The following is an 18,226-nucleotide window of genomic DNA, read 5'->3' as shown; positions in this document are numbered from 1 at the left end:
AGTCCCATGAGCGCGGGACTTCAAGACCACCGAAGCGTGCCGTACGGCTCCTGCGGCACGGGCCGTGATCGCGGTTTCCTTGAGGTGTTGAGAAGAGAGAAGACGCGAACACGTTGAAAGGGGCCGGTCATGGCCATCACCGAAGGGCGCAACCGGAGAAACCACAACCTCCACCCCGCCGCTCCCCCCGCCACGGTCCCCGCTCCCCGCGCGCACGGCGAGACGATCCCCGCCGGCGCCGGCCCGGTGCGGTACGTGTGGGCCGCCGCCCGCGTCGCCGTCGGCTGGGTGTTCCTGTGGGCCTTCCTCGACAAGCTGTTCGGCTGGGGCTTCGCCACCCCCGCCGCCAAGGCGTGGATCAACGGCGGCAGCCCGACCACCGGCTTCCTGAAGGGCACCGCCGACAGGACCTTCGGCGGCCTGTTCGGGACCCTCGCCGGCCAGGCCTGGGTCGACTGGCTGTTCATGACCGGCCTCGCCGGCATCGGCGCCGCCCTCGTCCTCGGCGTGGGCATGCGCATCGCCGCCACCACCGGCGGGCTCCTCCTGCTGATGATGTGGGCCGCCGAACTCCCGCTGACCACCAACCCCTTCATGGACGAGCACATCGTCTACGCCATCGTCCTCGCGGGCCTCGCCCTGGGCGGAGCCGGCACCACCTTCGGGCTCGGCAGGATCTGGGCCGCCACCCCCCTGGTCCGCCGCTTCCCGATCCTCAAGTAGACGAGGCCCGATCTCACGACCGGCTCCGGTGCCCACCCCCGCTCGCGGGGGTGGGCACCGGCATGTCCGCGATGCGAAACTTCGCACCATGACGGAGAAGGGAGCCCACTTCGCTGATCCCCAACATGCGTCTGGACGATCTTCTGGCCGAACTGCAGAGCCGTCTGGAGGCGGTGCCGGCCACCCGGGATCGGGTGCACGCGCTGCTGGAGGCGGTCGTGTCGATCGGCAGCGACCTGGACCTGGAGACGGTGCTGCGTCGCATCGTGGCACCTGGCTGCAGGCGTCCTCGGACATCACCACCCGGCTGCTGTCGGGCGGCGAGCCGCAGGAGGTCCTCACCCTGATCGCCCGGCGGGCCCGCGAGATGGCCGACGCCGACGCCGTGGCGATCCTGCTTCCCGAGAGGGCCCGCGACGTGCTGCGCGTCGCGCTGCGCGATGTCGGGCCGATCGAGGACGGGCCGATCGAGGACGGGCCGGGTGCCCGGCTCGCCGACGACGAGGTCGCGGTCCAGGGCTCGCTCGTCGGCCGGGCGTTCCTGAGCGGGGAACCTCTGGCGTTGGACGATCTCGACCACGACCAGGTGCGTCTCGTCTGGGCCGACAACCCGTCGGTGGGACCCACGGCGGCCGTGCCGCTGGGCGCGGCCGGGACCGCACGCGGAGCGCTCGCTCTGGTCAAACGCGCGGGACGGATGCCGTTCAGCCGGTCGGAGCTGCGCACGCTGCACGCCTTCGCCGGACAGGCGGCCGTCGCGCTGGAGCTCGCCGACACCCGCAGGGACGCCGAGCGGCTCGGCCTGCTCGAAGACCGCGACCGCATCGCCAAGGACCTGCACGACGTGGTCATCCAGCGGCTGTTCGCCGTCGCGATGACCCTGATGAGCACGGTGCGGCTGGTCGAACGCCCCGAGGCCTCCTCCCGCCTCCAGACCGCGATCGACGAACTGGACACCACCATCCGGCAGATCCGCTCGACCATCTTCGCCCTGCAGACGCCGCGCGAGGACAGCTCTCCCCCAGCCTGCGGGCCCAGGTCGTCGACCTGGTCGAGAGCGCCCGCGGGCACCTGGGTTTCATGCCCGGCCTGAGTCTGGAGGGTCGGCTCGACAACGACGTGCCCGCCGAGATCACCGAACACCTGCTCGCCGTCCTGCGCGAAGCCGTGTCGAACCTCGTCCGTCACGCCAGGGCCACCCGGGCCGACGTCGTCGTCCACGCCGGGGACGGCCGGCTGATCCTCGTGGTGGAGGACAACGGCGTCGGCATCCCGGCCGAGGGCCGCCGCAGCGGCCTGCGCAACCTCGCCGACCGCGCCGAACGACTCGGCGGCGCCCTCACCCTCACCTCGCCCGAGGGCGGCGGGCGCGGGGACCGGGGTGCGGCACCGCATCACGGGTGCCTACTCCGGGGAGGGCCCGTAGTAGGCGGCGCGCATCAGCGCCTGCATGTCCTCCAGCATCGGCATCCGGGGGTTGGCCGGCGCGCACTGGTCCTCGTACGCGTTGAGCGCCTGCTGCGGGAGCGCGTCGAGGAACGCCTTCTCATCGACGCCGATGTCCCGGAACGACCGCTCGATCCCGACCGCGTCGCGCAGGCGCTCGACCGCCGCGGCGAGCGACTCGACCCCCTCGGCCGGGGTGGCCGCGGGCAGGCCCAGCGTCTGGGCGATCTCCTGGAACCGTTCGGGGGCGCGGTAGTCCTCGTACTTGGGCCAGCCCGACAGCTTCGACGGAACGGTGCCGTTGTAGCGGATGACGTGCGGCAGCAGGACGGCGTTCGTGCGCCCGTGGGCCACGTGGAACGTGGCGCCGAGCGTGTGGGACATGGCGTGCACGATCCCGAGGAAGGCGTTGCCGAAGGCCATTCCGGCGATCGTGCCGGCGTTGTGCATCTTCTCCCTGGCCTCCGGGTCGGCCGCGCCGCGGGTCACCGCGCGCTCCAGGTAACGGAAGATGAGCCTGATGGCGTGCAGGGCGGGGCCGTCGGTGAAGTCGCTGGCGTACACCGACACGTACGCCTCGACGGCGTGGGTGAGGGCGTCGAAGCCGCTGTCGGCGGTTACCACCCGGGGCAGGTCGGCGGCGAGGACCGGGTCCACGATCGCGACGCTCGGGGTGAGCGCGTAGTCGGCCAGCGGATACTTCTTGCCGGTCGCGGTGTCGGTGATCACGGCGAACGGTGTGACCTCCGCGCCCGTGCCCGAGGTGGTCGGCACGCACACGAGGCGGGCGAGCTCGCCCAGGGCCGGGAATCGGAACGCACGCTTGCGGACGTCGAAGAACTTCTCCTTCATGTCCGCGAAGACGACCTCGGGGTGCTCGTACCGCAGCCACATGACCTTGGCCGCGTCCATCACCGAGCCGCCGCCGAGAGCGACGATGGTGTCCGGCCGGAACGCGCGCATGACGTCGGCGCCCTTGTCGACGGTCGCCACGCTCGGCTCGGGCTCGACGTCGTCGATGATCTGCAGGGCCACCCGCTCGCCGCGCCGCCGCAGCACGTCGACGACCCGGTCGACGTACCCCAGGCGGGTCATCACGGCGTCGGTCACGATCGTGACGCGGTGCACGTCCGGCATGTCCGCCAGGTAGCGGATCGCGTTCGGCTCGAAGTAGATCTTCGCCGGGACCTTGAACCACTGCATGTTGTTGTTGCGCCGCCCGATCCGCTTGATGTTGACCAGGTTGACCGCGGAGACGTTGTTCGACACCGAGTTGTGCCCGTAGCTGCCGCAGCCCAGGGTCAGCGACGGCAGGAACGCGTTGTACATGTCGCCGATGCCGCCCTGGGAGGCGGGGGCGTTCCAGATGACCCGCACCGCCTTGACCCTGGTGCCGTACCTCTCGGCGAGCGCGGCGTCCTCGGTGTGGATGACGGCGCTGTGCCCGAGGCCGTCGAACTCGACCATGCGCTCGGCGAGGACCAGGCCCTCCTCCCGGGTGCGGGCCCGCAACAGGGCGAGCACCGGGCACAGCTTCTCCCTGGTCAGCGGCTCGCTCGGGCCGACTTCCCGCACCGGGACGAGGATCAGGGAGGTGTCCGGCGGCACGGCGAAACCGGCCCGCTCGGCGATCCAGTGCGGAGACCGCCCCACCACGTCGGGGTTGAGCCGCACCTCGGAGCAGGAGGCGCCGTGTGCCGTGACCCCGAACACGAACTCCTCCAGCTTCGCCTTCTCCTCCGGCGTCGCGACGTACGCGTGGAGCCGGGCGAACTCCGCCAGCGCGGCGTCGTGGATCTCGTCGTCGAGGATGACGGCCTGCTCGGAGGCGCAGATCATGCCGTTGTCGAACGTCTTGGACAGCACGACGTCGTGGACGGCCCGGCGCAGCTTGGCCGTCCGCTCGATGTAGGCGGGGACGTTGCCCGCCCCGACGCCCAGGGCCGGCTTGCCCGCCGAGTACGCGGCCCTGACCATGGCGTTCCCGCCGGTGGCGAGGATGACGGACACGCCCTCGTGCCGCATCAGCGCGCCGGTCGCCTCCAGCGAGGGCTCCTCGATCCACTGGACGCAGTGCTCGGGCGCGCCGGCCGCGACGGCGGCGTCGCGGACGATCCTCGCCGCCTCGGCGCTGCAGCGCTGGGCCGCCGGGTGGAACGCGAACACGATGGGGTTGCGGGTCTTCAGCGCCAGCAGCGCATTGAAGATCGTGGTCGAGGTCGGGTTGGTGACCGGCGTGACGCCGCAGACCACCCCGACCGGATCGGCGATCTCGACGATGCCGTCGATCTCGTCGCGGGAGACGACGCCGACCGTCTTGAGGCCGGCCATGCTGTGGGTCACGTGCTCGCAGGCGAAGATGTTCTTGACCGCCTTGTCCTCGAACAGGCCGCGGCCGGTCTCCTCGACCGCCAGGCGGGCGAGCGCCGCGTGCCGGTCCAGCGCGGCGACGGACGCCTTCTTGACGATGTGGTCGACCTGCTCCTGGGTGAAGGACTCGTACTCCGTCAGTGCCTTCAGCGCACCGGTCACGAGCGTGTCGATCGCGGCGTGCACCTCGGCGGGCAGCGCGTCTCCGGTCGGGGAGTCGGTCATCTCGATCACCTCATGGGGCTTGGGCGGACGGCTTGTCACCCTCATCCTTCTGCGGGAACCGCTTCCGCGCCGCCGCACAAGGACCCCGTCCCCCAGGACCAAGGTCATCGTTTTTCGGCGTCGCCGGGCGGTCTTCCGGGCGCCGCCCCTGCCTGGCAAGAGTGATCAGTCCCTCCATCCGGCGACGGAAGTCCCCGTCTGCCGGAACACCGCGGCGGAACCCCGGCTCCTGGCCGCCGTCCGGGTGTCGCCGGGCGGCCCCGCCTCCTCGCGGACTCGGGAACTGTACGACTCCATCGGCGTGCGCCGGACCAACCGGGAGCCGTTCGGCGAGCGCCCGCTCTCCCGGTACGTGCTCGCCGACCTGTGCCGCGCGGCCGCCGCCGAGGGGGCCGGCCTGGTCCTGCCAGATCCGCGTGCCTCGGCGGACCTCCTGGAGTGCGTCGCCGTCGCCGACGACGAGCTGTCCAAGGACAGCGACTACCGGGCCGAGCTGCGAGCGTGGACGACGGGCGGAAACCGCCACGACGGCCTGCCGTCCTACGCACAGGGGCCTCGCTGCGCCGACGACCCGGCGCCGGTCCGCGACTTCGGACAGCACGGGGAGCGCGGGCCGGTCCACTTCGAGGCCAGTCCGCGGCTGGCGGTGCTCACCACCGCGGGCGACCGCCCCGTCGACTGGCTGCGCGCCGGCCAGGCGTTGCAACGCCTGCTGCTGACCGCGACCCTCCACGGGGTCTCGGCCTCGTTCCTCAACCAGCCGCTCGACCTGCGCGACATGCGTCATCGCAGCGATCCCCGCCACCGGCGCGGGCACATCCAGATGATCATGCGACTCGGGTACGGCCCCACGGTCCCCCGCGCCCCCCGCCGTTCCATCGCGGAACCGGTGTGACCTCGCACCAGCCGGTGGTGCGGTGCCAACCCGCGACTGCGAAAAGCAGCGCCCGGACGCGCGCCGGTTATCCGGTCAGGCGTTCCAGCCACTTGGCGACGCCGTCGTCGTCGTTGGACGCGGTCACCTCGTCGGCCGAGGCGAGCACCGCCGGATGCGCGTTCGCGACGGCTACCGCCGTGCCCGCCCAGGTCAGCATGGGAAGGTCGTTCGGCATGTCACCGAAGGCGATCACGTCGCCGAAGGCGAAACCGAGGCTCCCCGCCATCAGTTCCAGGGCGGCCGCCTTGGTGACACCGGCGCGCATCACCTCGCAGAACACGTCCGCCGAGATCGTGACCTCGCAACCGCCGAGCAGTCCGCGCACGCTTTCGTAGTAGTGGCGGGCGGTCCCGTCCAGCTGCACCATGAGTTTGCCGACGGCGCGCCGGTCGAGTGCCTCCTCCAGGCGCGGCACCCGCCGCGCGGTCCACGACAGGGCCGGAGGCACGTAGAACGACTCCTCCAGGACCAGCTCCAGCCGGCACTCCGCCCCCAGGCGGACTCCGGGGAACCGATCGCGCAGAACCGCCAGCGCCTCCACGACATGCGCCTCGGTCAGAGGGCGGAAGGCGACCACCTCGTCCCGGACGAAGTCGAAGGTGATGGAGCCGTTCCCGCAGATCGCGATCGGCGTGCCGCCGAGGGCCATGGCCACGTGCCGGGTGTCCCGCACCGGCCGCGCCGTCGCGATGACGAACACGTGCCCCGCGCCGTGCAGGCGGCGCACCGCCAGGCGGGTGCGTTCCGAGACCAGGCCGTGGGAGTCCAGCAGCGTCCCGTCGAGGTCGCACACGATCATCCGGCGCTCCACGCCCTGAATCCTCCTTCACGGTCCGCATGACGCGCACGGGACGCCTCGGCTTTCGTAAGCGTCCCCGCGCCCGGGGACGGCGGCAAGTGAACCATGGAGGTGGCCGAAGGTGTACTTCGCAGAATCGACCGGGCTCGCATAATGAAAGGGTTCGTCCGGCGCACGACGTCGCCCTCGGATCCGGCGCGGACGTGCGCCGTCCTTCCCGTCGGTTCACGACGCGCCGTGGCGGACAGCCGCTTCCCTCCCCCCGGCGGTCGCGGCCGGCCCTGCCGAGACTCCCCGAGGTGCCCGAATGCCTGCGCAGTGCCTGGAACTGCTTCCCGCCGTCGACATCCGAGACGGACAGGCCGTACGCCTGGTACGCGGCGTCTCCGGGTCGGAGACGTGGTACGGCGATCCGCTGGACGCGGCGCTCGCCTGGCAGGAGGCGGGCGCCGAGTGGGTGCACATCGTCGACCTCGACGCGGCGTTCGGCACCGGGACCAACAGGGAGCGGATCGCGGAGGTGATCGCGGCTCTCGACGTCAAGGTCGAACTGTGCGGCGGCATCCGCGGCGACGAGGCTCTGGCCGCGGCGCTCGCCACCGGCTGCGCCCGTGTGGTCCTGGGTACGGGCGCTCTGGAGAGTCCCGAGTGGGTGGCCGACGTCGTCGCCCGGCACGGCGATCGCGTCGCCGTCGAGCTGGACGTCCACGGCACCACCCTGCGGAGCCACGGCTGGACCCGCGACGCCGGCGAGCTCTACGAGACCCTGGCCCGGCTGGACTCGGCGGGATGCGCGCGGTACATCGTCACCGACATCGCCAGGGACGGCACGCTGCGGGGCCCCAATCTGGACCTGCTGAAGAACGTCTGCGCCGCCACCGGCAGACCCGTCGTGGCCTCCGGTGGGGTGTCCAGCCTCGACGACCTCCGTGCCATCGCCTCGCTGGTGCCGCTGGGCGTCGAGGGGGCCGTCGTGGGGAAGGCGCTGTACGCGGGGCGGTTCACCCTGCGGGAAGCACTCGGCTCGGTACGCGGCCGGGATCCGTGGCCCGCCGTATCCCCGATGCCGTCTCCGCGCCGGCCGACCGATTGACGAGACCCTGTTCATTGACTAGCGTCAGCTAGCAGTAAAAAACTATGTAAATCAGGCTAATCCGTATTGTTACGGTTGAACTCTAATCAGAGTTATATATCATCCACGGACGGGCACGGATTCTCGTCCCAACGGCGCCGCACCACTTCTCCCGGTACGCCCGCGACAACGTCGACCGACGATGTGACAGAGAGGATGAGGCGATGAGTACCGGCGTCGCGAAGGCCGGAAAGCGGATTCCCGACTTCCGGTCCGGCCGGCCGGCCGGGGACCGCGGCGCGCGACGCCCCGCCGTCTCCGTCCTGTGGATCGCCGAGGACGACGTTTCCTATCACGGGATCCCGGTGCTGCTCATGAAGGTGCCGAACGTGTCCGGGATCGCCGTCGGGCGGGACGTCGCCGAGGCCGGGTCGCTGTACGACGCCGAGCGCTTCGACCTGGTGGTGACGCCGCTCGCCGTACTGCCCGAGTTCCTGGAGCGCGTCGCGCTCAGGATTCGCCAGAAGATACTGGTCACGGTGCGGAAGGAGGAGGTGAGGACCGCCTCGTCGGCCATCCAGACGTGGGGCGTGGACGGCTGTCTCCTGTGGGATGAGATCAACGTCGCACGGTTGACCGGAACCTTCGAGCAGGTGATCAGCGGCGATGTGCCCGTACCGTCCTCCGTGCCGCGCGGACCGCTGGCCGCGGGCGAACGCCGCGGGCCGGACCGGAGCGCGCACCCGGCGAGGGTGACGGAACGCGAGCACGCCGTGCTGGCCCTTCTGCTGCAGGGCATGAGCAACAACCAGATCGCCCGGGCCATGGGGATATCCATTCACGGCGTCAAACGCCATGTCTCCAACCTGCTCGTGAAGTTCGGCTGCGCCAACCGCACAGAGGTCGCCCTGGCCGCGCAACGGCTGGGCATGGACGCTCCTTCCCGCGTCCGCCGAACCCGGCGCCGGGCCACCTGAGAACGGTCCTCCGCGTCGGCGGCGCCGTACGGACGGCGATCGCCGCGTCAGGCGCGGCCGTCCGCACATATTCATTTGAAGCCCTCGGATAAGCACCATGACCGCGACTCCTTGACCACATCAGTCAAGCCGACAGGACGCCGGAATTCCGGCCGACGAGGAATCGGAGCGACAATGGACGTCACCCCCATGGAACTCAGTGGTCGTGTCCCCAGCATCAGGCTGCACGAACTGGACGCGGATATGCAGTCCGCCGCCGAAGACATCGGGCTCCAATTGACCAAATGGGGCTTCATGGCCGCGGAGGTCCCGGGCATCGGGGAACGCGTCGAGACGATGATGAACCAGTTCGCGTCGGCCTGCGCGTCCACCGAGCCGAGCCTGGCCGATTACGCGTTCGAGGCCGTGCCGCAGTTGTCCGTCGGCGGCACACACGGATTCTTCCCGTACAACTCGGAGATCCCCCGCCTGGCGAACGGCGTGCCCGACCCCAAGGAGTTCATCCACGTCAGCGGAGCGATGATCTCCGATCAGCCGCCCGGGGCAGGAGACGTCCTGCGCGCCTTCCCGGAGTTCGGGGCCTCCGCCACCGAGGTCTTCGGCATCGCCTTCCGGCTGATCTCTCTCTTCGGCGAGGTCGTCCGCGGGATGATGCCTCCCGGGACGCCCGAGCTCGACCTCTCGCGCGACGCGACGAACCTGCGTGTGATCCACTACAGGGACATCGGGGACCGCGAGGTGCTGGCGCACGAGCACTCGGGGATCCAGATGCTCGGTCTCCAGCTTCCCCCCTCCGACCAGGGCCTGCAGTACGTCCTGCACGACGGCACCTGGGTCGAGCCGGTGATCGCCAAGAGCGACGTGGTCCTGTGCAACATCGGCCGCATGCTGACGAGCGCCTCCGACGGACGCTTCCGGCCGTCCACGCACCGCGTGCACACCAAGCCCATGCCCCCCGGCTACAAGCGACTGTCGTCGGTGCTCTTCGCCTACCCGCCGCACAAGGCCCGGCAGTGGAAGATGGTGGACGGCGAGCTGACGACGTTGAACGCGACGTGGGGCGACTTCATCAACAACAGGTTCCAGGGCCTGGGTAAGCAGGAGCCACAGGAGGCCTGAGCACCCGAATCCGCTTCGGACGACCGCCCGGGGCGAAGACGGCAGGGAGCAGGACGGCGGCGGCGCCGATCAGCCAGAGGCCGGGCGCCGCGCCGCTCTGCTCACCAGCAGCAGCGCGCCGACGGCCGCGAGCGCCCCGACGGCGATGACCAGCACGAGGGCCTGGAAACCGAACCCGCCGGCCACCAGGCCGAACAGCGGAGGGCCGAGCAGCGACCCGAGGCTGCCCGCCTGGGCGACCACGCCGTTGCCGACGTCGGCGTGGTCGAGTCGCTCCAGGACAAGCGGAAGGGCGGCGAAGACGAGCGCCCCCAGAAAACCGTTCTCCAGCGCGATGACCCCCGCGCCCGCCACGGTGGCGGCCAGAGAGGCGCCCGCGGAGTAGGTGAGCCAGGCGGCCGGCACGACCAGCAGCCCGGAGGCCGCCATCAGCGCGAGAGGCGCGCCTCGCCGGAACAGGACGCCGACGGCCAGCCCCCCGAGCACGCCGAGCAGAGAGATCACCGAGGTTATGGCGCCCGCGCCGGCGACCGAGCGCCCGTGCTGCTCGATGAGGAGCGTGGGCAGGAGTACGACGACCGGGATCGTCACCAGTGCGGTGAGACAGAAGGCCGCGGCGAGCACTGTCGGCCAGGTCAGCGCCCGCGCCCTGGGGACGGGCCCGGCCGCCGTCTGCCGGGCGGACCCGCGCGGCAGACGCATCCAGACGGCCGGGACCATCACGAACGTCAGTGCCGCGATCAGCCCGATCCAGCCGCGCCAGCCCAGAGCGGAGCCGAGGGCGCCGCCGGCCAGTGTGCTCGCCCCGAGGCCCACCGGCACGAACGTGGCCCAGAGCGACAGGGCCGCGCCCCGGTCCCGCTCCTGCGCGAGACGGAGGATCAGCGCCGGACAGGAGATCGTGACCAGGAGGTATCCGACGCCTTCCGCTATCCGGGCGGCCAGCAGCCAGCCGAAGTCACCCGCCGTCACACTCGCCGCGCTCGCCGCCGCGATGAGGCCGAGGCCGACGACCAGCGATCTCTCCGTGCCGTAACGGCGGATCAGGTACCCGGCGGGCAGCCCGGCGACCGCTCCGACGCCGACGACCGCCGAGATCACCCAGCCCAGTTGCGCCAGCGAAAGGCCGAGCCGCGCCGCCACCTCCGGCCCGACCGAGGAGAACTTGCCGAGGCTCATCGCCGCGACGACCCCGCTGAGGTAGACGACGACGATCGTCCCCCACTGCGAGCGTGGCCGGAGCTGCTCGCCCGGCTCGGAGATGCCTGACAGCGGTCGGGGGTTCAAGAGAACCTTCCTTTCGTACGACGCCGGCGGTCCACCGGATCGATCATGAACGCGGTGATGGCCTGGCGCAAACGATCAGCTCTCCGACTCGGGCAGGTGGGCCCGGATGGCCGCGAGCCGCTCACCCGCGAAGGAGAAGCGCACGATCGCGGGTTGCCGGTGCCGGTGGGCGCGCCGGCCGTCCTGGACGTGGATCCACAGCCACGCCGCGTCCAGGTCGAGTGCGACGGGGTCGCGGCCGCACGACGGGTGCGGGGAGACGGCGTAGCGGCTGAGCGGGGTCAGCAGTTCGGCGGGCAGCCCGATGACGTCGATGTCGAGCACGCGGGAGTGGTCGTCCAGGTCGACGGCGAGCAGGGCGCGGGCCACCGCCTGGACGGGGTCGCCGGGGACCTGCCCGGCGAGACGCAGTTCGAGCGCCCCGGAGGACGCGCGCCACCCCGCCTCTCGCGCCGGGACGAGCCGGTCGTCCACGGAACGGATCAGCATCATGCCCGCGCCGTGTCCGAGGCGAGCATGCCGACGCCCGACTCGGTCACGTCGAGCGCTCCCGCCGACAGCAGCGCGCCGATCGTCGCCGGCACGTCCTTCTTCTGCAGCACCCCCTGCAGGACGACGGTGTTCTCGTCGGCCAGGCTCGACCCGGCTCGCCACGAGTCCGCCGGCATGGCGAGGGCCGCCTCGGGCAGGCGTTCCGCCGGGACGCGGACCGTGAGCAGGACGTGGGCGGGCCCGACCCAGGCGGCCCGGAGCAGCCGGGCGACATTCCGGATCACATCGCGTTTGCCCTTGTCCTCGTAGGCGACCGGGTTGGCGATCAGCTGGGCACCGCAGGTCTTGATCGTCTCGATGACCCGCAGGTTGTTCTGCCGGAGCGAATGGCCCGTCTCCACGACGTCCACCATCACGTCCGCCAGCTCCGGGATCTTGGCCTCGGTCACGCCGTAGGACACCACCACCTCGGCCCGCCGCCCCGCGGCCTCCAGGAACCGGCGGCTGGTGTTCGGATACTCGGTGGCCACGCGGACACCGTCGACGAGGTCCGTCACGCAGGTGGCGGCGTGGTCGGTGGGCACCGCCAGCACCAGACGCCACGGCTTCTCACTGTGCCTGGAGTAGTCGAAGGCCTCCACCACCTCGACCTTGGCGCCGCTCTCCTCCACCCAGTCGGCACCGGTCAGCCCCAGGTCGAACGACCCGCTCTCGATCAGCGACGGGATCTCGCGCGGCTTGTAGAACGCCACCCGCGTCATGTTCCCGTAGTCGATGGTGCCGCGGTAGGAACTCTCCGACGATCGTCGTACGCGGAGCCCCGCGGCCTCGAAGAGCTGCAGGGCCCGCCGCTCCAGCGACCCCTTCGGCAGTGCGAGAGAGATCATTACTCCTCCTTGCAGGCGTGATGAGCCGGCACTCGGTACGCATCCGTGCAGGTGATGGTCTCGATCCGCATCGGGTGGCCGGACTCCGCCGGCGGGAGCATCGTCACGGTACGGTTCCTCCGTGGCGCGCTATACGTGCAGCAGCCGGTCGATGCCGGTGATGGGCGGTTCGGCCAGGTGGGCCGGGCGCACCTCGATCTCTCCCACGACGAGGTCCCTCGGCCAGGAGTCGATGATGGTGCAGACGCAGCGGGCGACCGACCGGGTGCTCATCTTGTACCGCGACTCGTCGCCGTCCAGGTTCGCTATCGCGCCGGGCGAGACGAGGCAGGCCCGGACGCCGTTGCGCCGCTCTTCCAGCAGCAGCGTTTCGACCAGCGCCTTCAGCCCGGCCTTGGTGGCGCTGTAGGCGGCGCCGCCTTCGAAGTACCGGGAGCCCGCGTGGCTGCCCATGGCGACGAAGATGCCGCGGGCGGCTCTCAGCGCCGGCAGGACGGCCTTTATGAGGTGGAAGGCGGCACTGAGGTTGATCGAGACCAACCGGTCCCAGTCCGCCTCGTCCAGTTCGGCGATCGGGTCGAGGACCCGGTCGACCGCGTTGGAGACGCACACGTCGAGACGGCCGGCCTCCTCCAGCACCTCGCCGACCGCGTTCCTGATCTGGCGGGGGTCGGCCAGGTCGCAGCGGCGCTCCCCGAGCCGGTCCTCCCCTGCCAGGGAGCGGTTCAACGAGAAGACGCGGTAGCCGCGGCAGCGCAGATCCTCCGCGATCGCCTTGCCGCTGCCGCGATTGGTGCCCGTGATCAGGGCGACCGGGGACTCAGTCGATGACATCGAGGATGCGGCTCCACTGGTTCACGATCTCGTCTCCCTCGACACCGCCACGGAACAGGTCCTTGTCCAGAGGAGAGCCGTCCTGGTGCCGCAACCGCATGCAGTCCTGGGAGATCTCGGAGATGACGCTCAGCTCGCCGTCCTCCGTCTGCCCGAAGATGAGGCAGAAGTCCCAGAGGTCCACCGGGTGCAGCCAGGATCGCAGCACGTCGTTGACCACGAGGGCGCGCTCGCGCATCTCGTCGACCGGCAGCCCGAGGACCCTGAGGTAGTCCTCGCCGATCGGCTGGTCCTCGGGATCGCACCGGTAGTCGAACTTCACCACAGGACGGGGCAGGGGCGTGCCGTCCTCGAACAGGCCCGGGTACTTCCGCGTGGTCGATCCGGTGGCCCTGTTCTTCACGATGACCTCGAAGGGCGGCGCCGGGACGTAGTCGGCGAGGTACAGGTCGTCGGAGACCCGCTCCCTGAACGCGCACGGAACGCCGGCGGCCGCGACCCGGGCCGCGGCCTTTTCGTAGAATTCGAGACGCAGCGGGCCCGTGCGTTCGACGATTTCGTCACGCTGGTAGGTGAAGCTGCGCAGGCTGGGGATTATCTGCACGAGGCACAGCCCGTCGGGCAGTAGCCACAGACGCTTACTACGCCCGACGATATCGGGTTCTATCCTCGCGGTTAGCTCAAGGACCGGGATTCCTCGCCTGGACTCGTAATCCACATCGCCCCCATATTGGCGCTAGCAGTCCGCCTGGGGCAGACCCGTGACCAATGGCCTCACACACCTTTCTATGCGGATGCAAGGTTGTCAAGACGCCGTGAACGGGCCGAAAATCCGCTTGACTGCCTCAAAACCCACGAGTACGGTCTGTGAAATTAAGCGCAAGATCCGTTATTCCGGACAGGGAGGATCTTTGTCGAAACAAGAGCGGATAGCACACTCTAAGATCACTCGCAAGTTCAAGTCCGCAGGGCAGCAGCTCCTGTTCTCGCAGGGCAAGGGGGGTGAGGTCTCCGACGCGAACGGCGTGACGTACACCGACTTCGTCATGGGTTACGGACCGGTGATTCTCGGTCACGCGGATGACCAATTCAGTGAGATCCTGAGCCGTTATCTGGTCAACGGCGTCATGATGCCGGGCTACACGACCTTTCACCAGGAGTACCTGGAGCGGCTGCTCGGCGACCGTCCGAAAGATCGCGGCGCGTACTTCAAGACCGCTTCCGAGGCCGTAACCGCGGCTTTCCGGCTGGCCGCAATGCGGACCGGACGGCTCGGCGTCGTCCGCAGCGGGTATATCGGCTGGCACGACGCGCAGATCGCCAATTCCCTGAAATGGCATGAGCCGCTGCATTCCCCACTGCGGGAAAAGCTCCGGTACACCGACGCGATGCGCGGGATCGGCGAGACCGAGCCCGCGGCCAACTGGGTCGACCTGCGTCTGGAGTCTCTCGCCGAACTGCTGGACCGGCACAAGGGCCTGCTGGGGTGTTTCGTCTTCGACGCCTATCTGGCGTCGTTCACCACCCCCGAGGTGCTGCGCCAGGCCGTCGCGATGTGCCGCGAGGCCGGCCTGCTCACGGTCTTCGACGAGACCAAGACCGGGGGCCGGATCTCACCGCTCGGCTACGACCACGACAACCGCCTCGGCTCCGATCTGATCGTGATCGGCAAGGCGCTGGCCAACGGGGCTCCGCTGAGCCTTCTGGTGGGCGACGCGGAACTGCTCGCGCAGGCGGAGCGGGCGCGGCTCAGCGGCACCTTCTCCAAGGAGATGATCGCCGTCTACGCCGCGCTGGCGACCAGGGACATCCTGGAGAAGCCGGTCGGGGACTCGCCGGACGGCTGGGCCGAGATCGGCAGGATCGGCACGCAGGTGGCGTCCGTGTTCACCGCGGCCGCGCAGGACGCCGGGGTGGGCTCGCTGGTCGGCGCCCGTCCGGTGCTCGGCGGCGGGATGTTCGAGCTGGTGTACCACGACGACGCGCTCCTGGGCGACAAGGAGCGGCGTGAGGCGCTGCTCGCCGCCCTCACCGGGGCCGGCATCCTCCTGCTCGAAGGCCATCCCTCCTTCGTGAGCCTCGCGCACCGCGACATCGACTGGGCCGACCTGCACGACCGTGCTCGCCAGGCGTTCGAGGAGTGGAACGCCTCGGCCGGAGCCGGCCGTGGCTGAGGCCCTCCGCCTCGCTCTGGTGGGGTGCGGCCGCCAGATGCGACAGAACCTCCTTCCCTTCCTGCAGCGCATCCCCGGCCACCGGGTGGTCGCCTGCGTGGACCCCGACCGGTCCCTCGCCGCGGAGCTCGCGTCCCTGGCCGGCGGTGTGGTCCACGCCGAGTCGGTCGAGGCTCTCGATCTCGAGAACGTGGACGCGGCGGTGCTCGCCGTGCCGCCCGAGCCGTCCTACGTGCTCACCCGCTACCTGGTGGAGCACGGAGTCGACTGCTTCGTGGAGAAGCCGGCCGGGCCGTCCACCGCCGCCCTGCAGGACCTGGACAAGGTGGTGCACAACACCGGCCGGTACGTCCAGGTGGGGTTCAACTTCCGCTACGCCGAAACCCTTCAGCGGCTGCACGAGCTGAGCCGGGACGTCCGGGCCACTCCGTGCTCGGTCACGATCGACTTCTACAGCCGCCACCCGTCGGCTCCCCAGTGGGGTGTCGACACGACGCTGGAGGCGTGGATCCGGCACAACGGGGTGCACGCGCTCGACCTGGCGCGCTGGTTCGTGCCCTCCCCCGTCGTCCAGGTGGACGCGCACGCCATCACCGGCGACGCCGACCGCTTCCAGGGGACCGTCTTCCTGCGTCATGACGACGGATCGCTCTCGACCCTCCGGATGGGCAACCACGTCAGGCGCTTCCTGGTGGGCGTCACCGTGCAGGGCATGGACGGCAGCCGCTACAGCGCCCCGTCCCTCGAACGGGTGACCCTCGACCTGTCCGAGGGCCTGCCGTTCGGCCAGGAACTGCACAGCACGCGCAACCTCGACCACGGCTGGACGCGCAGCGGGTTCGGGCCGGAGCTGGAGGCCTTCCTGGACGCCTGCCGCCGGAAGCCGGCCGGGCACCCCGTGAATGGGAACGGGAACGGCCACTCCCCCACGTGGGAGGCGCCGACGGTCGCCGACGCGCTCGCGGCGTCGAAGCTGTGCGACCAGACGATGGACGAGTTGCACGCCACCGGCGGGAGCGGCTTCGGCTCCCTGACGGATCCGGTTCCGGCGTCGGCAGAGGTCGGCTAGTTGACCACGGGAACCAGTCAGGCACCCGAAGACCCCGCGGCCGAGGGGACGCGCCCAGCAGGAGAGCCCGGCGACGGGCCGGGCGCGTCCCCGCGGGTGGGCGGGTGGATCTCCGTCCACCTGCGACGGCACCGGCGCCTGCTGCTGTCGTTCACCGTCGCGGCGGTGGCGGCGAACCTCTGCTCCACCCTGGTTCCCGTCCAGATCGGCTCGGCGTTCGCCGAGGCCGGCGGCGCCCACCCGGACCTCGGCGTGGTCGCGGCCGCGGCGCTCGCCGCCGGTCTGCTGGCGGTCGGCAGGTTCGCCGCCGACCTGCTGTCCAACGGCTCGATGGAGATCATCGCCCAGCGGGTCAAACGGGACCTGCGCGACGATCTGTACCGCAGCCTGCTGAGCAAGCGCATGTCCTTCCACGATCAGCAGCGCATCGGCGACATCCTGGCCCGCGCCATCAACGACGCGAGACTCGTCGACTACATGCTCAGCCCCGGGGTCTCCACCGCGTTCAACGGGATCCTGGCCCTGCTGGTCCCGACCCTGTTCATCGCCTCGCTGCACGGCCGGCTGCTGCTGGCCCCCGGCGTGATGATCCTGGTGTTCGCCTGCGCGCTGAGCTACCACCTGCGGCGGCTGCATCCGCTGACCATGCGGGCCCGGGAGTCCTTCGCGGACCTCAACGAGCGTTTCTCCACCACGCTGTCCGGCATCGCCACGGTCAAGGCGTGCACCCAGGAGGAGCACGAGCGGCTCGCGTTCAGGAGCGCCGCGGCCGCGTACCGGGACGCCTTCGTCAGGCGGGGCCGGGCGCAGGCCGTCTACCTGCCCGCGCTGAGTTTCGCGCTCGGCATGGCGATCGGCTCCATCCACTCCCTCTACCTGTACGCGCAGGGCGAGCTGACCCTCGCCCAGGTCGTCACCTATCTCGGCTGGCTGGTGTTGTTCGCCCAGCCGGTCAGCATGTCCGAGCAGGCCGTACCGGTCATCCAGGAGGGCGTCGTCGCCGCCACCCGGATGAGGCAGATCATCGAGGGCGACCCGGGCGAGCGGGAGGACGTCGAGGGCAGCACGGCGGCCATCACCGGCTCGATCACCTTCGACCACGTGACCTTCCGCGCCAACGGCAGGGACGTCCTGCACGACGTCTCCTTCCATGTTCCCGCCGGCCGCACCCTCGCCGTGGTCGGCCCCACCGGCAGCGGCAAGAGCATGCTCGTCAAGCTGGTCAACCGGATGTACGACGCCGCCGAGGGACGGGTGCTGATCGACGGACGGGACGTACGCGACTGGGAGCCGGGCGCGCTTCGCCGCCAGATCGGCCACGTGGACCAGGAGACCTTCCTGTTCTCCAAGAGCGTGCTGGACAACATCGCCTTCGGCTCGCCGGACGGCGCCGGGTACGAGGACGTCCTGCGCGTGTCCAAGCAGGCGTGCGCGGACGAGTTCGTGCAGACGATGGAGAACGGCTACGCCACGGTCCTCAACGAGGGCGGGACGACGCTGTCCGGCGGGCAACGGCAGCGGCTGGCCATCGCGAGGGCGCTGCTCACCGACCCCCGCATCCTCACCCTCGACGACGCGACCAGCGCGGTCGACGCCCGGACCGAGACGACCATCACCGAGGCGATCGAGCGCGCGGCCACCGGCCGTACCACGGTGCTGATCTCGCACCGCCCCGGCCAGATCCGGCGCGCCGACCTGATCCTGCTGCTGGACGCGGGGCGGGTCGTCGACCAGGGAACGCACGAGGAGCTGATGGCGCGCTGCGCGCTCTACCGGGAGATCTACAGTGGCTGACACCCGTACCGCCGAGACGGA

General features: G+C 70.4%; 17 protein-coding genes and 1 pseudogene. 11 read left to right on the top strand and 7 right to left on the bottom strand.

Annotation, left to right across the window (positions count from 1 at the left end):
• Positions 1-129: 129 nt before the first annotated feature.
• The 4 genes and pseudogenes from HHX40_RS22165 to HHX40_RS38290 form a co-directional block, all read left to right on the top strand.
• Complete coding sequence (locus HHX40_RS22165) at positions 130-723, top strand: hypothetical protein (protein ID WP_182882155.1); 594 nt, start codon at positions 130-132, stop codon at positions 721-723.
• 125 nt (positions 724-848) lie between these two features.
• On the top strand, positions 849-1,070 hold the full coding sequence (locus HHX40_RS37835; RefSeq protein WP_310738226.1) for a hypothetical protein: 222 nt from the start codon (positions 849-851) through the stop codon (positions 1,068-1,070).
• Positions 1,071-1,090: 20 nt separating this feature from the next.
• Positions 1,091-1,816, top strand: coding sequence for a histidine kinase (locus HHX40_RS37830; protein WP_310738225.1), 726 nt, complete (start codon positions 1,091-1,093; stop codon positions 1,814-1,816).
• Positions 1,804-2,031, top strand: a pseudogene (locus HHX40_RS38290) (ATP-binding protein); the annotation flags it as partial. The gene HHX40_RS37830 and the pseudogene HHX40_RS38290, both read left to right, overlap by 13 nt.
• Before the next feature lie 96 nt (positions 2,032-2,127).
• On the opposite strand, the gene adhE reads toward HHX40_RS38290, so the two are convergent.
• Positions 2,128-4,764 carry a bifunctional acetaldehyde-CoA/alcohol dehydrogenase gene (gene adhE, locus HHX40_RS22155; RefSeq protein WP_182882154.1) on the bottom strand — a complete coding sequence of 879 codons (2,637 nt, stop codon included), beginning with the start codon at positions 4,762-4,764 and terminating at the stop codon, positions 2,128-2,130.
• Positions 4,765-5,065: 301 nt separating this feature from the next.
• Here adhE and HHX40_RS22150 point away from each other — a divergent pair, with 301 nt between their 5' ends.
• Positions 5,066-5,659, top strand: a complete 594-nt coding sequence (locus tag HHX40_RS22150) for a nitroreductase family protein (RefSeq protein WP_182882153.1) — start codon at positions 5,066-5,068, stop codon at positions 5,657-5,659.
• A 67-nt stretch (positions 5,660-5,726) separates the two neighbouring features.
• Here HHX40_RS22150 and HHX40_RS22145 read toward each other — a convergent pair whose 3' ends face one another.
• Positions 5,727-6,512, bottom strand: coding sequence for an HAD family hydrolase (locus HHX40_RS22145; RefSeq protein WP_138462478.1), 786 nt, complete (start codon positions 6,510-6,512; stop codon positions 5,727-5,729).
• Between the two features lie 295 nt (positions 6,513-6,807).
• Between HHX40_RS22145 and priA the strand changes: the two genes are divergently transcribed.
• The 3 genes from priA to HHX40_RS22130 all read left to right on the top strand — a co-directional run bounded on the left by priA (position 6,808) and on the right by HHX40_RS22130 (position 9,668).
• Complete coding sequence (gene priA, locus HHX40_RS22140; RefSeq protein ID WP_182882152.1) at positions 6,808-7,593, top strand: bifunctional 1-(5-phosphoribosyl)-5-((5-phosphoribosylamino)methylideneamino)imidazole-4-carboxamide isomerase/phosphoribosylanthranilate isomerase PriA; 786 nt, start codon at positions 6,808-6,810, stop codon at positions 7,591-7,593.
• 203 nt (positions 7,594-7,796) lie between these two features.
• Positions 7,797-8,549: a response regulator transcription factor gene (locus HHX40_RS22135; RefSeq protein ID WP_182882151.1), complete on the top strand. Its 753-nt coding sequence runs from the start codon at positions 7,797-7,799 to the stop codon at positions 8,547-8,549.
• 174 nt (positions 8,550-8,723) lie between these two features.
• Positions 8,724-9,668: an isopenicillin N synthase family oxygenase gene (locus HHX40_RS22130; protein ID WP_133306139.1), complete on the top strand. Its 945-nt coding sequence runs from the start codon at positions 8,724-8,726 to the stop codon at positions 9,666-9,668.
• Between the two features lie 69 nt (positions 9,669-9,737).
• On the opposite strand, the gene HHX40_RS22125 is transcribed toward HHX40_RS22130, so the two are convergent.
• The 5 genes from HHX40_RS22125 to HHX40_RS22105 form a co-directional block, all read right to left on the bottom strand.
• Entirely contained in the window at positions 9,738-10,955 is a 1,218-nt protein-coding gene (locus HHX40_RS22125) for a CynX/NimT family MFS transporter (RefSeq protein WP_182882150.1), read from the bottom strand.
• Between the two features lie 75 nt (positions 10,956-11,030).
• Positions 11,031-11,447 carry a hypothetical protein gene (locus HHX40_RS22120; RefSeq protein ID WP_182882149.1) on the bottom strand — a complete coding sequence of 139 codons (417 nt, stop codon included), beginning with the start codon at positions 11,445-11,447 and terminating at the stop codon, positions 11,031-11,033.
• Entirely contained in the window at positions 11,444-12,334 is an 891-nt protein-coding gene (hisG, locus tag HHX40_RS22115; RefSeq protein WP_182882148.1) for an ATP phosphoribosyltransferase, read from the bottom strand. Before hisG ends, HHX40_RS22120 begins: the two co-directional genes overlap by 4 nt.
• A 129-nt stretch (positions 12,335-12,463) precedes the next feature.
• Positions 12,464-13,168 carry an SDR family oxidoreductase gene (locus HHX40_RS22110; RefSeq protein ID WP_182882147.1) on the bottom strand — a complete coding sequence of 235 codons (705 nt, stop codon included), beginning with the start codon at positions 13,166-13,168 and terminating at the stop codon, positions 12,464-12,466.
• Positions 13,155-13,886: a phosphoribosylaminoimidazolesuccinocarboxamide synthase gene (locus HHX40_RS22105; protein ID WP_368856955.1), complete on the bottom strand. Its 732-nt coding sequence runs from the start codon at positions 13,884-13,886 to the stop codon at positions 13,155-13,157. The genes HHX40_RS22110 and HHX40_RS22105 overlap by 14 nt, the downstream gene beginning before the upstream one ends.
• Positions 13,887-13,983: 97 nt before the next feature.
• Here HHX40_RS22105 and HHX40_RS22100 point away from each other — a divergent pair, with 97 nt between their 5' ends.
• From HHX40_RS22100 to HHX40_RS22090, 3 genes are read left to right on the top strand one after another with little or no spacing between them, the layout of a single operon-like run.
• Complete coding sequence (locus tag HHX40_RS22100) at positions 13,984-15,342, top strand: aminotransferase class III-fold pyridoxal phosphate-dependent enzyme (RefSeq protein WP_220499447.1); 1,359 nt, start codon at positions 13,984-13,986, stop codon at positions 15,340-15,342.
• The gene (locus HHX40_RS22095) at positions 15,335-16,411 is read left to right on the top strand and encodes a Gfo/Idh/MocA family protein (RefSeq protein WP_220499446.1); all 1,077 of its coding nucleotides are present in this window, start codon (positions 15,335-15,337) and stop codon (positions 16,409-16,411) included. The genes HHX40_RS22100 and HHX40_RS22095 overlap by 8 nt, the downstream gene beginning before the upstream one ends.
• A complete protein-coding gene (locus HHX40_RS22090) occupies positions 16,412-18,205 on the top strand; it encodes an ABC transporter ATP-binding protein (RefSeq protein ID WP_182882144.1) in 1,794 nt (597 codons plus the stop codon). It begins immediately after the preceding gene.
• Positions 18,206-18,226 lie beyond the last annotated feature (21 nt).

The organism is Microbispora sp. H10949, from assembly GCF_014161435.1.
Taxonomy (GTDB): domain Bacteria; phylum Actinomycetota; class Actinomycetes; order Streptosporangiales; family Streptosporangiaceae; genus Microbispora; species Microbispora triticiradicis.
This window is presented reverse-complemented; position numbering and strand designations above follow the sequence as displayed.

Coding starts and splice junctions, on each gene's coding strand:
- HHX40_RS22165 (WP_182882155.1), top strand. CDS start 130: ATGGCCATCACCGAAGGGCGCAACCGGAGAAACCACAACCTCCACCCC.
- HHX40_RS22120 (WP_182882149.1), bottom strand. CDS start 11,447: ATGATGCTGATCCGTTCCGTGGACGACCGGCTCGTCCCGGCGCGAGAG.
- HHX40_RS22130 (WP_133306139.1), top strand. CDS start 8,724: ATGGACGTCACCCCCATGGAACTCAGTGGTCGTGTCCCCAGCATCAGG.
- HHX40_RS37835 (WP_310738226.1), top strand. CDS start 849: ATGCGTCTGGACGATCTTCTGGCCGAACTGCAGAGCCGTCTGGAGGCG.
- HHX40_RS37830 (WP_310738225.1), top strand. CDS start 1,091: ATGGCCGACGCCGACGCCGTGGCGATCCTGCTTCCCGAGAGGGCCCGC.
- hisG (WP_182882148.1), bottom strand. CDS start 12,334: ATGATCTCTCTCGCACTGCCGAAGGGGTCGCTGGAGCGGCGGGCCCTG.
- HHX40_RS22135 (WP_182882151.1), top strand. CDS start 7,797: ATGAGTACCGGCGTCGCGAAGGCCGGAAAGCGGATTCCCGACTTCCGG.
- adhE (WP_182882154.1), bottom strand. CDS start 4,764: ATGACCGACTCCCCGACCGGAGACGCGCTGCCCGCCGAGGTGCACGCC.
- HHX40_RS22110 (WP_182882147.1), bottom strand. CDS start 13,168: ATGTCATCGACTGAGTCCCCGGTCGCCCTGATCACGGGCACCAATCGC.
- priA (WP_182882152.1), top strand. CDS start 6,808: ATGCCTGCGCAGTGCCTGGAACTGCTTCCCGCCGTCGACATCCGAGAC.